Origin of the sequence: Hyphobacterium vulgare (genome assembly GCF_042643335.1) — a bacterium.
In the GTDB taxonomy this organism is placed as follows: Bacteria; Pseudomonadota; Alphaproteobacteria; order Caulobacterales; family Maricaulaceae; genus Hyphobacterium; species Hyphobacterium vulgare.
Genome location: NZ_JBHRSV010000004.1, coordinates 20,182 through 31,735, shown reverse-complemented (window position 1 = coordinate 31,735; position 11,554 = coordinate 20,182). Strand labels below are relative to the sequence as shown.

The 11,554-nt window shown below is 62.2% G+C and carries 13 protein-coding genes; 6 read left to right on the top strand and 7 right to left on the bottom strand.

What is annotated here, in order from left to right:
* The first annotated feature begins 2 nt into the window (after positions 1 to 2).
* Positions 3 to 2,453, top strand: coding sequence for a heavy metal translocating P-type ATPase (locus tag ACFOOR_RS05175; protein WP_343165446.1), 2,451 nt, complete (start codon positions 3 to 5; stop codon positions 2,451 to 2,453).
* Positions 2,454 to 2,541: 88 nt separating this feature from the next.
* Here ACFOOR_RS05175 and ACFOOR_RS05170 read toward each other — a convergent pair whose 3' ends face one another.
* The 7 genes from ACFOOR_RS05170 to ACFOOR_RS05140 form a co-directional block, all read right to left on the bottom strand.
* Positions 2,542 to 2,853 carry a chorismate mutase gene (locus ACFOOR_RS05170; protein WP_236956176.1) on the bottom strand — a complete coding sequence of 104 codons (312 nt, stop codon included), beginning with the start codon at positions 2,851 to 2,853 and terminating at the stop codon, positions 2,542 to 2,544.
* Entirely contained in the window at positions 2,838 to 3,746 is a 909-nt protein-coding gene (gene ubiV, locus ACFOOR_RS05165; RefSeq protein ID WP_343165447.1) for a ubiquinone anaerobic biosynthesis protein UbiV, read from the bottom strand. Before ubiV ends, ACFOOR_RS05170 begins: the two co-directional genes overlap by 16 nt.
* Positions 3,737 to 4,720 (bottom strand): ubiquinone anaerobic biosynthesis protein UbiU, encoded by a 984-nt coding sequence (gene ubiU, locus ACFOOR_RS05160; RefSeq protein ID WP_236956174.1) that lies wholly within the window; start codon positions 4,718 to 4,720, stop codon positions 3,737 to 3,739. Before ubiU ends, ubiV begins: the two co-directional genes overlap by 10 nt.
* On the bottom strand, positions 4,713 to 5,213 hold the full coding sequence (ubiT, locus tag ACFOOR_RS05155) for a ubiquinone anaerobic biosynthesis accessory factor UbiT (RefSeq protein WP_449272387.1): 501 nt from the start codon (positions 5,211 to 5,213) through the stop codon (positions 4,713 to 4,715). The genes ubiU and ubiT overlap by 8 nt, the downstream gene beginning before the upstream one ends.
* Complete coding sequence (locus tag ACFOOR_RS05150) at positions 5,210 to 5,680, bottom strand: hemerythrin domain-containing protein (RefSeq protein WP_236956173.1); 471 nt, start codon at positions 5,678 to 5,680, stop codon at positions 5,210 to 5,212. The genes ubiT and ACFOOR_RS05150 overlap by 4 nt, the downstream gene beginning before the upstream one ends.
* 152 nt (positions 5,681 to 5,832) lie before the next feature.
* The gene (locus ACFOOR_RS05145) at positions 5,833 to 7,596 is read right to left on the bottom strand and encodes a pyridoxal phosphate-dependent decarboxylase family protein (protein ID WP_236956171.1); all 1,764 of its coding nucleotides are present in this window, start codon (positions 7,594 to 7,596) and stop codon (positions 5,833 to 5,835) included.
* 35 nt (positions 7,597 to 7,631) lie between these two features.
* A complete protein-coding gene (locus tag ACFOOR_RS05140; protein WP_343165448.1) occupies positions 7,632 to 8,396 on the bottom strand; it encodes a sulfite exporter TauE/SafE family protein in 765 nt (254 codons plus the stop codon).
* A 191-nt stretch (positions 8,397 to 8,587) separates the two neighbouring features.
* Here ACFOOR_RS05140 and ACFOOR_RS05135 point away from each other — a divergent pair, with 191 nt between their 5' ends.
* Genes ACFOOR_RS05135 through ACFOOR_RS05115 form a run of 5 tightly spaced genes read left to right on the top strand, consistent with a single transcriptional unit; the run spans position 8,588 to position 11,516 of the window.
* The gene (locus ACFOOR_RS05135; protein ID WP_343165449.1) at positions 8,588 to 8,827 is read left to right on the top strand and encodes a MoaD/ThiS family protein; all 240 of its coding nucleotides are present in this window, start codon (positions 8,588 to 8,590) and stop codon (positions 8,825 to 8,827) included.
* A gap of 5 nt (positions 8,828 to 8,832) precedes the next feature.
* Positions 8,833 to 9,327 (top strand): molybdenum cofactor biosynthesis protein MoaE, encoded by a 495-nt coding sequence (locus ACFOOR_RS05130; protein WP_236956167.1) that lies wholly within the window; start codon positions 8,833 to 8,835, stop codon positions 9,325 to 9,327.
* A complete protein-coding gene (gene moaB, locus ACFOOR_RS05125) occupies positions 9,305 to 9,850 on the top strand; it encodes a molybdenum cofactor biosynthesis protein B (RefSeq protein ID WP_236956166.1) in 546 nt (181 codons plus the stop codon). The genes ACFOOR_RS05130 and moaB overlap by 23 nt, the downstream gene beginning before the upstream one ends.
* Complete coding sequence (moaC, locus tag ACFOOR_RS05120; RefSeq protein WP_236956165.1) at positions 9,847 to 10,335, top strand: cyclic pyranopterin monophosphate synthase MoaC; 489 nt, start codon at positions 9,847 to 9,849, stop codon at positions 10,333 to 10,335. The genes moaB and moaC overlap by 4 nt, the downstream gene beginning before the upstream one ends.
* Positions 10,332 to 11,516: a molybdopterin molybdotransferase MoeA gene (locus ACFOOR_RS05115; protein WP_236956164.1), complete on the top strand. Its 1,185-nt coding sequence runs from the start codon at positions 10,332 to 10,334 to the stop codon at positions 11,514 to 11,516. The genes moaC and ACFOOR_RS05115 overlap by 4 nt, the downstream gene beginning before the upstream one ends.
* Positions 11,517 to 11,554: the final 38 nt, after the last annotated feature.

Genomic DNA, 11,554 nt, shown 5'->3' with positions numbered 1-11,554 from the left:
AAATGAGCAATCACAATCACCAGCACGATCATAGCGCCTGCCATGCGGGTGCGGCGGCAAAATCAGTAACCGATCCGGTTTGCGGAATGAGCGTCACGCCCGGACCGGGCACGCCGTCCATCCAGCACGACGGAGCAGAGTATCATTTCTGTTCCGACTCCTGCCGGACCAGGTTCGCTGACGATCCGGAACGGTATCTCGGCACGTCGGATGCTGCCCATGAACACGGTGCCTGCTGTGGCGGTCACGGCGCGGCGAAATCCGCAGCCGCCCCCGGCGGGAAGTACGATCTTGTACCGGCCGGTCATTCCGGAGCGGTCTACACATGCCCGATGCACCCGGAAGTACGCCAGCCCGGCCCCGGTGCCTGTCCGATCTGCGGCATGGCACTCGAACTGGAGTCCGGAGTTCACGGCGACGACGGTCCGAACCCCGAACTCGCCGATTTCACGCGGCGCTTCTGGGTCGGTGCGGCACTCAGCGTGCCGGTCCTGATTCTCGCCATGGGCCCCATGTTCGGTCTCGGGGTGCGCGAGGCGATCGGACACCGGACCGCGGCCTGGCTCGAGCTTCTGCTGGCGACACCGGTGGTTCTCTGGAGCGGCTGGCCCTTCCTCGAACGCGGCTGGCACTCCTTCCGAACCCTCAACCTCAACATGTTCAGCCTCATCGCCATGGGCGTGATGGCGGCCTGGTCGTTCAGCGTCGTGGCGGTTCTCTTCCCCGGCATCTTCCCCGAGGGCTTCCGTGGGCATGGCGGCGAGGTCGGCGTCTATTTCGAGGCCGCCGCCGTCATCGTGACGCTGGTTCTTCTGGGTCAGGTGATGGAGCTTCGGGCCCGCGAAGGCACCGGCAAGGCGATCCGTGCGCTGCTCGACCTCGCCCCCAAGCGGGCACGCCTCATCCACCCGGACGGGCGGGAGGAGGAAGTGCCGTTGGAAGACGTCGAGGTCGGCGACCGCCTCCGTGTGCGGCCGGGCGATAAGGTGCCGGTCGATGGCGTGGTCGTGGAAGGCCGGTCCTCGATCGACGAAAGCATGGTCACGGGCGAACCCGTGCCGGTCGAGAAGACGCAAGGCGAGCGCGTCACCGGCGCCACGATCAACGGCACGGGCAGCCTCGTCATCGAGGCGCAGCGCGTCGGGGCTGACACCGTCCTCTCGCGGATCGTCGAGATGGTCGCGCAGGCCCAGCGCAGCCGCGCCCCGATCCAGAAATACGCCGACCGCGTCTCCGGCCTTTTCGTGCCGGCGGTCATCGCCGTCGCGGTCATCGCCTTCGTCGTCTGGGCGATATGGGGCCCGGACCCCGCCCTGTCCTACGCGCTCATCTCCGCGGTCAGCGTGCTGATCATTGCCTGTCCGTGCGCGCTCGGTTTGGCGACGCCGATGTCGATCATGACCGCGACCGGACGCGGCGCACAGGCCGGCGTGCTGATCAAGAATGCCGAAGCGCTTGAGCGTTTCGAGAAGATCGACACTCTGATCGTCGACAAGACCGGTACGCTGACCGAAGGCAAGCCCCGCCTTGTAGCGGTCGAACCCGCGAACGGTTTTGAAGAAGAGACAGTGTTGGCTCTCGCTGCCGCTCTTGAGCGCGGATCGGAGCACCCCTTGGCCGAGGCGATCGTACGCGGCGCCGAAGACAGGGGTGTGGCACTCGCCCCGGCCACCGAATTCGAGGCCGTGACCGGCAAGGGCGTGACCGGTCAGGTGAAGGGACGGTTCGTGGCGCTGGGCAACCGGGCGATGATGGAGGCTCTGGGTGTCGCAATATCGGCGCTCGGCGAAAGGGCGAATGTCCGTCGCGACAATGGCGAGACGGTGATGTTCGTGGCCATCGACGGAAAACCCGCCGGCCTCGTTAGCGTCGCCGATCCGGTGAAGGAAACCACGCCCGCCGCGCTCAAGGCGCTGCATGCGCTCGGCTTCCGCATCATCATGGCGACGGGCGACAACGAACGCACCGCAAAGGCGGTCGCGGCGAAACTCGGCATCGACGAGATCCGCGCCGACGTGCTGCCGGCCGACAAGGCTCGCATTGTCCGCGAACTGCAGGCCGAAGGCCACAAGGTGGCCATGGCGGGCGATGGCGTGAATGACGCGCCGGCTCTGGCGCAGGCCGATGTCGGCATTGCCATGGGCACCGGCGCCGATGTCGCCATCGAAAGTGCGGGAATCACGCTGGTGCAAGGCAATCTCGACGGCATCGTCCGCGCCCGCAGGCTGGCGCGCGCAACCATGCGGAACATCCGCCAGAACCTGTTCTTTGCGCTGATCTACAACGCGGCGGGTGTGCCGGTCGCGGCCGGCATCCACTTCCCGGTTTTCGGCATTCTCATCAGCCCGATGTTCGCCGCCCTCGCGATGAGCGCGTCCTCGGTGTCTGTGGTGCTCAACGCGCTGCGGCTGCGTGGGGTGAAACTCGGCTCTGCCAAGCGCAGGGAGGTCTAGAAGCCATTCCATGAGTTATGGAACGGAAGAGTTCTCGCCAAGAGTCGACAAGCCCAGTGTCCGGGTGAGGTTGCCTTGGGTGACGGCACTATTCATTCGAGCCGGATTGCGACCGGGCCAGAAAGTTGCGCTGGCATGAGAGCGAAGCGCGAAGGATTGCCCGCCAGATTTCGACTGCATCAACGCTGTCGATCCCGGTTCGCGCAGCCAAGGCTGCAATTCTGTCGAAAATTTCGCGATTTCTGTCCACATCCTCGATGGCTTGCGGGTCAGTTTTCAGCGGTGCGATCCGTGTCGCCAAGTCAAACCGGTGCTCCAGTAATTCGAATAACTTGGTGTCCACGATATCGATCGCATGTCGCAGATCCGCTATCGTGTCGGAATTCAGATCGCGACCCATTCACGCCCCGCGCGACCTGAAAGATAGCCATTGCTGATCGGCCACCCCGGCAGGTTTCCCACCAACCGTGATACAAAGGCCTCGCTGTCCAGCTTGCCATCGAGATGGTCGCGGAACGCCTCGGCGACAGCAACCATATCAATATCGTGAGGCGAAAGGCGGAGTGCACAGACCCCCGCTTCGGAAAGCGCTTTTGCATTCATTGAGCAGACCTGAAGGGAGTGAGAAAGCGTCTGCACTCCATTGTAGGCAAGCAGCGGCTCCCCATCGAGAGTTTCTATGGACGCGCCATCAGGATCCCGATCGCAGACATATTGGCATGAGTCTTTGGTCAAACCGTGCTGGCGTGCATGGTAACAACGCCCCGAGTGGGCGAGCGGAAGTCTGCCGAAGCCAAACAGTTCAGTTCCCAGCGTAGGTAACGCGCGCGCCATTGTCCGAATGGAATTCAGGGGTAGTTCGACGCGCGCGCACCAACGCGTGCACCCAAGACGGGCCATCAGCGCGAGTGCATTCTCATTATACAGATTCAAGAACGGCCCGGCTGTGAAGGGCTGACCTTTCAGATGGATCATCCCGCCCATCTCATTGACTTCGATTTCGTCCCCCGTTGCGATGAGATCCCGGATCATTCCGCGCTCGCGCTTGTTCACCGGAGCGATCAGGCCGGACCAGACTACCGTCTTTCCGGCTTGCCTCAGCCGCTCTGCCGATCGGGCCAGCGCGCCGGCGTTGAGGGGTGAACGCTTTCCGCATACGATCTCGCCGATATGGACCCGCGCGATTGGCGCCTCATTCGCGATGCGGTCATAGAAATCTTCCAACTTCTGTGGTGACCAGTTGAAGTAAACCGGTCCGAGCGAGAGTTCGATTTTCGAGGCCTCTATCGCCATGATTTGCGGAATGCTCCCGTTGTGCTCCGGTGACCCTCTGCGAGGCTCTTCAGTCCAGCATGATCACAAGTGCCGGTTCCCGACGTCACTGCATCGATTGCGGTCCGAAACTCTCGAGTGACTTGTTCGACGTATGCCTTGCCGCGTTGTCGCCCTTCGATCTTGAGCGCCGTCACACCGGCATCGATCAGGTCGGGAAGCAATTCGACCGTGTTGAGGCTGACCGGGTCCTCGAAGACGTGACCGACACTGTTGCCGTCGCGGAATTTGCCCTTGCAAATGGTTGGGTAGCCGACCGGCTTTCCTGTCTGCTCACGTTGGATCGTCAACCCTGAAAGGCGGGCCGAACGTTCATTACCGTCTTTAGAATAGGTCACGCATTCGGCTGGTGAACAGACACCTGACAAGTTTGGAGAGCGACCTGTTACGAATGACGAAAGGTCGCACTTTCCTTCGATCATCACGCATAGGCCGCCGAAGGCAAAGACTTCGATCTCGACGGCGACTTCGTTCTTCAGTGTGCGGATTTCGGGAATCGACAGCGTTCGGGGCAACACAACGCGCCTGACGCCAAATCTGGACGCGTAGAATTCTATCGCTTCGGGTGTTCCCGCGGCTGCCTGCACTGACAGGTGTAGCCTCATTTCCGGATATGTCTGGGCTGCATAGTCAAGAACCGCAATGTCTGCCACGACAATCGCGTCCGCTCCGTATTGTGCGGCAATATCGACGGCGCTCCGCCATGCGATTCCAGCTCCTGCCCGTGCGAAGGTGTTGATTGCCAGTAGCACTCTGGAACCGTGTCGGTGCGCGAAATCAACTCCCTCTGCGAGTTCGGTCGCAGAGAAATTCAGACCCGGAAAATTGCGTGCATTCGTTTCGTCTCGAAGGCCGCAATAGACGGTGTCTGCACCTGCCTGGACAGCTGCCTTGAGACTGGCTGGCGTACCAGCCGGACTGACCAGTTCAAGCATGGCGCGCTTGCCGTGGTTCGGCTCGAAGTCGGTCGATGAGCCTTGCGAACGTCCGCGGCACCGGTACGGGGACCAGGGCTGTCCAGTTCAGACCGGCGGCGTCGATCGCATTTCGCAGCGCTAGCAACGACGCGACCTCCCCCTCAATCGTCAGGTCGGACGAAAAAAACGCCGTGTCGCCGTCTTCGAGTCCTTCGAAGATTGTCCAGAGAACCGAAATCGGAGCCTCAACCCGCACGTCTGCCGAAGCCGCAGTTTCAGCGGAAAGCACTTCTATGCTTCCGCATCTGATGCGGAGGGTGATCAGAAAGACCAACGGCCACGACCTTGGGGCGATCATGATCCGAGCGCCTTCAAAATCTTTCAAACGCTCAACCAGATCGGGATTGCTGCGCATCACTCGGCGCAGGCTCCGGGTTAGAGCGAAACTGGCAGGCGCGAGCAAGGCGGGTCTGACCAAAGCGTCGGGGAATAGTGGCAACACTGGCCTCATGCCGACTGAAATGCGGGGAAGAGAACATCGTTCTCCAACCAGATATGCGTCTTGAGGTCGTCGACGAAGGTATTTAGCTCCCGGTACAGGGTGCGCCATGTCCGACACGCGTCAATCGGGGGCTGGAAGCCGCACGTCTTTGACTCTATTATTGAAATATCACCTGAATGGTCGTCATGATCTGAACGCATCACCGCGATGGGGTGACCGAAGTCGCCGCCATTTCCGAATCTTATCATCGGAAAGAGCATCAGCTCTTCCTTCTTCATGTGCATCTCGAGCTCGCCTCGCATGCGCTGCAGCACATCCGCCAGATCGACAGGCATGTCCGGGTGACCGGCGTGAACCTGTTCTACCTTGCGGCAAAGCTCGATAATGCCGGGTAATTGTTCGCGGTGCCGAATGTGGAAGCGCGTTTCAATGAACTCTGTCAGTCTTGCCAGAGACTGGTGCGGGGTTTGAAGCATTCTCCGCCTCGTTGTTCGATATTGTTCCCGCGTCAAGTCTGGCAGAATCTTTCAGCCCTCATTTGTTCCAGCGCAATTGAACGCAATTTTGAAGCGAACGGATTCGCCAGGCACGGCTTCGTCGTGCGAACCGCGGTTCTTATTCTTCCGAATCAGGTCCCGACGGCTTCGATGCCCCGCCGCAGGGCGTTCACGAATTCCGGGACGAGGCGCTCGCTCACCGAAGCGCTCGACCAGTAGGGGTTCATGAAGACGCCGCGCATCAGCACCAGCCGGTCGTCGTCGTCTTCAAGGCCGTGGCGGGCTGCATGCGCCGCGATCTGGGCCGACTGGCCCGGGCGGCGCAGCGTCGTCATCGACAGCTCGAACTCCCCGGCTTCACGCACCGCGTCATACAGCGACGCGGTATGCCGGTTGGCCGAGGACAGGGCTTCCCCGTCAGCGGCGAGCGAGAAGCAGGCGATATTGCTGTCGGCGGGCTCGAGGAAGCGAATTTCGGGGAGGGCGGTGCGCACCGCCTCCTGGAAAGTCTGCCGCGCCCGCACCGTGCCGGCGAGGATCGCGCCAAAGCGATCGGGGCGAAAACCGATCGTGCGCCCGGTCAGCCACATCGCCGCTGCGCCCGAGGCCGGGCGCGAGCCCTCCAGCGTCGCTGACCAGAGGTCCCGGGCCAGATGCGGGCGTTCGAGATAGGGCGCATCGAATACGGAGACGGCATAGCGGTCTGCATCGCGCGCGAGAAAGGCACCGCAGGCATAGGGCGTGTAGCCCAGCTTGTGCGGATCGATCGTCACCGAATCCGCCCGGCCGACCGCCCTCAATGCCTCGCGGACCCGGGTCGATAGAACGGATTCGTACGGGCCGCCGGGGATGGTGCAGAGAAAGCCGCCATAGGCGGCATCGACATGGTGCCAGATGCGCCAGCCGCGTTCGGCCTGCAGGCGTTCGAGGAGATCGCAGACCGTGTCCACGGGATCGACTTCCCCGGTCTCCGTCGTACCGGCCACCGAGACGACGGCAAGGACCGGACGGCCCGCCGCCGCGGCCTCGACCAGCCGGCGCTCCAGGTCCGGGACATCGAGGCGGCCCTCCGCATCGAGGCCGACACTCCAGAAGGCTTCCTCGCCGAGTCCGAAGACATTGGCCGCCTTCTGCCAGGAGAAATGCTTGTTGCCCGGCACCAGCACGACCGGGCCGGAATACTCCTGGCCGCTGGCGGCGCCGATGCGGCGAAAGATGTCGGCGGGATTGCCCGCCACCGCGCTGGCGCGGCGCAGTTCGGCAGCCGGAGGATTGTGAGTGGAGACCAACTCCGAAAAGCGCGCCCAGCCCATGTGCGCCGCCGCGAACAGATCGAGCGTTTCGCCGGTCTTCTCGGCGATCCACAACGCCAGTGCCAGCCAGTGATCGAGCCGGTAGCGGGCGCGCCAGACCCCCTCGAAATTGGCGATCGTCCCGCCGGATGTGAAATGCCCGCGCGCGGCGGCCGGATCGAAGCCGATCATCTCCGCCAGCATCGCGATCGCCTCGGCCTCGATCACCGTGCCGACCTTCGAGACTTCCCGGGACGTGTTGTTCGGATTGTGCAGCAGCGCGGTGAAATGCCCGAACAGCGCCGGCAGCGACAGTTCGGACACCATGTGGCCGGCATAGCGCGGCGAATAGGTCGGGGTTTCCCGGCGCAACAGAGCCATCAGTTCGGCCAGGGCCTGTGCGGTCCGTTCGCGCTCGACCAGAAAACCCGGGGTCAGCCGCTCCTCCGCGCCGATCGCGGCGGGGTCGCCAGGACGGGTGCCGCGCCGCCAGTCGAACCAGTCGTCCACGATCGCCTGGAACTCGGAGCGTACCCAGGACTCGTTCTCGGATCGCGGGCCCGGGAAATAGGCCTTGGGTCCGGTGTCTTCCTTGCGCGGCATTTCGCTCTTTCCTTTTTTGGTCGACAGTGGGCGATTCAGAAGCTTTCGAGCCATCGCAGAAGAAGGCGAATGGCGACGTACAGGATTAACGCAGCCGTCAGACGACGAATGATGGACGGACTGAGGCGGCGGCTGGCAAACCATGAACCGATCTGACCGCCAAACAGCACGGCAAGGGGTAGGGGCCAGTAGGGAACTGCCATCGCAAGGATCTCCAGATCCTGCAGCTTGGAAATCTGACCTGCGAGCCCAGCAATCGAATTTGCCAGAATGAAGAGACTGCTCGCCCCGGCGATCTGGCGCGGAGTGCCCCAACCTAGGGCATAGAGGATCGGGGCCAGAAAGATGCCGCCTCCAATTCCGACAAGTCCCGACAGCAAGCCGATCGCACCGCCAATGGCCATACCCACCGGAGCGGGAATCGCGATGCGTGACATTGACCGCGACCTGGATTGCTCTTTCTGGAGAGCAAGATGGATACCGCTGACCAACAGAGCTCCGCCAAGCAATCCGACGAACAGCGTTTCGCTGATGGGCAGTCTTCCGCCGATCCAGGCGGCCGGGACCGAAGTCACGAGATACGGAAGAAGCTGACGGATCGGCAATTCACCGGCAGCCCGGAACCGAACAACGCCTCCGGTTACGACGATGACATTACATACAAGAGCAATGGCCGGCAGAATGCGGTAATCGACCCCGCTGATGATCAGCAGGGCGCTATATGTTGATCCGCCACCAAAACCGACGCTGGCGTACAACAGGGCTGTGGCGAAAAATGCGGCGACCAGTAAGAGCGTCACGCTTCAGTTCCCGTGCCGGGAGTAGGGATTTTCGTTCGTGATAGGGAAACAACGACCGGTCGCCTAAGACTTTCGTCTGGCACGCTCGCCAAAAACACTTGGACTTTAGATGACGAATGTCATGCCGTGTTCCGTGCTCTTGGGCTACCCAGATCGGAACATTCGGGCGGGCGAAGGCATGGGAGTTTTCGATGAGGTTGGGCTTCTACGGGCGGATATCCACGACCTACGGGAACGACATCGACGTGCCTGCGGTCAGCGCCGGGCTCTCCATTGCCGAATTGCGTCGCGAATTGGCGAGGAGATCCGGATACGAGGACATACTCGATCCCATTTACCGCGCCGCTGTGAACAACGTGATTGTGACTGAAGACCATCACGTCCGCGAAGGCGATAGAGTTGACTTCCTCAGCCCGCTCTCCGGCGGGTGACGTTGATGAAGCCGAACACGACAGTCTGGATTGATGCAGAACTTTCCCTGGGACTCATCGATAGGGTCAGGCGGGTCAATGCGTTGCGGCACGCCGTTCCGGATTGCGGTGCCATGGTAACTTTCGACGGGATGGTCCGGCCGTCCAGCAAGGAAGGCGAGAGTATCGAGGCTCTGATTCTCGACCATCATCCGGAGATGACGGCGCCGTCCATCGAGCGTATCGCCCATGACGGTGCCGCACGGTTCGACGTGCAGGGCATCTCGGTCGCGCATCGCTCCGGACGACTTCTGCCAGGCGACATGATCGTGTTCGTTGCGGTTGCCAGCGCCCACCGCAGAGCGGCCTTCGAATGCGCGGACTATCTCATGGACCGGCTCAAGACCGATGCCGTGTTCTGGAAACGCGAACAGGGAGGATTCGGCGAGCGCTGGATCGAGCCCACTTCTGCAGACAAAAAAGATCGGGAGCGCTGGTATGAAGAAACCGCCGGGCATTGACGAGGCTTTGCGGTTCTATCCGCTGAACATCGCAGTCCTTACCGTTTCCGACACCCGCACCGTGGAGACGGACACTTCCGGCGCACTGCTTGCGGAGCGCGCGGCGACGGCGGGGCATGAACTTGTCGAACGCGCCATCGTCAAGGACGAGGTCGCCGCCATCCGCGAAACCGTTTCGCGCTGGATAGCCGACCCCGGAATTGATGTCGTGCTGACGACGGGCGGAACGGGGTTTTCTCCGCGGGATGTAACTCCGGAAGCGATCAAGCCGCTATTTGCACGCGAGATGGACGGCTTCTCGATCGTCTTCCACCAGGTGAGTCTCGGCACTGTGGGCGTTTCTACCTTGCAATCCCGCGCCTTTGCCGGACAAGCAGGAGAAACCTTCGTATTTTGTGTCCCAGGATCGACCGGCGCCTGCCGGGATGCCTGGGAACACGTGTTCGCATTCGAGCTCGACAGCCGGTTCCGGCCCTGTTCGCTGGTGGGTCAGATCGAGCGCTATCGAGGTCTGTGCCCATGACTCGACTGACCCATCTTGATGGTCAGGGTCGTGCCCATATGGTGGACGTGACTGAAAAGCCCGCAAGCAGCCGCCGTGCTGTCGCGAGCGGACACGTACGTTGCAAGCCGTCGACCCTCGCGATGGTCCGAGATGGGCGGGCCCCCAAGGGCGCTGTCGTCACAGTGGCCGAAATCGCTGGTATCATGGCGGCCAAGCGCACGCATGAACTTGTCCCGCTTTGTCATCCGCTTGCCCTGAGCAAGGTGGCGGTTACCGTGGAAATCGATGACGCCCTGCCGGGGTTCCGGATCGAAGCCGATGTTCGGGTGACGGGCCAGACGGGCGTCGAGATGGAAGCGCTGACGGCGGTGAGCGTCGCGGCGCTAACGCTCTATGACATGCTGAAAGCCGTCGACAGGGAAATGGTGGTCGAAGCCATTCGGCTCGAGAAAAAGAATGGCGGAAAATCGGGTGACTGGGCGGCAGGGACGACGGCGTCATGATCTCTTTCGACGAGGCGCTCGCCAGCGTCGTCGCAATTGGCCAGCCGCTGGGTGTTGAAACCATCCCTTTCCCCGAGGCATCGGGCCGGGTGCTTGCCAAAGCCGTGTCGGCGCGGTTTGCCATGCCGCGAACCGACGTATCGGCCATGGATGGTTATGCCGTCCGCGATGCTGATCTCTGCGCCCTGCCGTTCAGCCTGCCAATTGCAGGCGAGTCGGTTGCGGGTTCTCCTCCCGGACAGGTTCTGCCTGCCAGGGCTGCCATGAGAATTTTCACGGGCGCCCCTTTGCCGGAGGGAGCGGACCGGGTCATCGTCCAGGAGAGCGCCCAGCGTGACGGCAATGTGGTCACCTTCCATCGTTCGTATGGTCCGGGCCGCCATATTCGCAAGGCGGGTTCCGATTTTCGCGCCGGTGAACTTCTGATGCCGGCTGGCCGGTTGCTGGACTGGAAATCGCTGACAACGGCAGCGGCAGGCGATCGCGGGGAGGTCAGTGTGTTTCTCCGGCCACGGGTCGCGATCATCGCCACGGGCGACGAACTCGCCGACCCGGGAGTGGCCGGAACGCGTCCGGGCGCGATCCCGGAGAGTGTTTCCTATGGAATTGCCGCGCTGACTACGCAGCAGGGTGGGATCGTGGTCCGCTGCGAGCGTTTGCCCGATCAGCCGGCCCGGCTCCGGATCGCTGCGGCCCAAGCGCTTGCAGATGCGGACCTTCTGATCATGATCGGCGGAGCGTCGGTGGGAGACCGCGACCATTCGCGCTCGGTCTTCGAGCAAGACCTGGACTATGTCTTTCCCAAGGTTGCGATAAAGCCCGGCAAGCCGGTCTGGCTCGCCCGCGTCGGTCGGCGACTTGTTCTTGGTCTGCCCGGAAATCCGACGTCCGCACTGGTGACGGCGCGACTTTTCCTTGTTCCTTTGCTGCAGGGATTGAGTGGGCGAGATCCGGGGGAAGCGGTCGTCTTCGAGACGATGATCTGCAGCGACCCTCTACCGGACTGCGGTGACCGGGAAACATTCCTGCGTGCGCGCAGGATTGACGGCAGTCTCCGTTTGGCGGTCTCACAGGATTCCAGTGGACAGTTGGAACTTGCGACGTGTGACGCGCTGATCCGCCTCTTGCCCGGAACTCCCGCATTGCCAGCGGGAACAGCGGTGTCATTCCTGCCATTCTGACCCTGGTCGATTGATCTCAGTCAAACGCGGAGACCGCA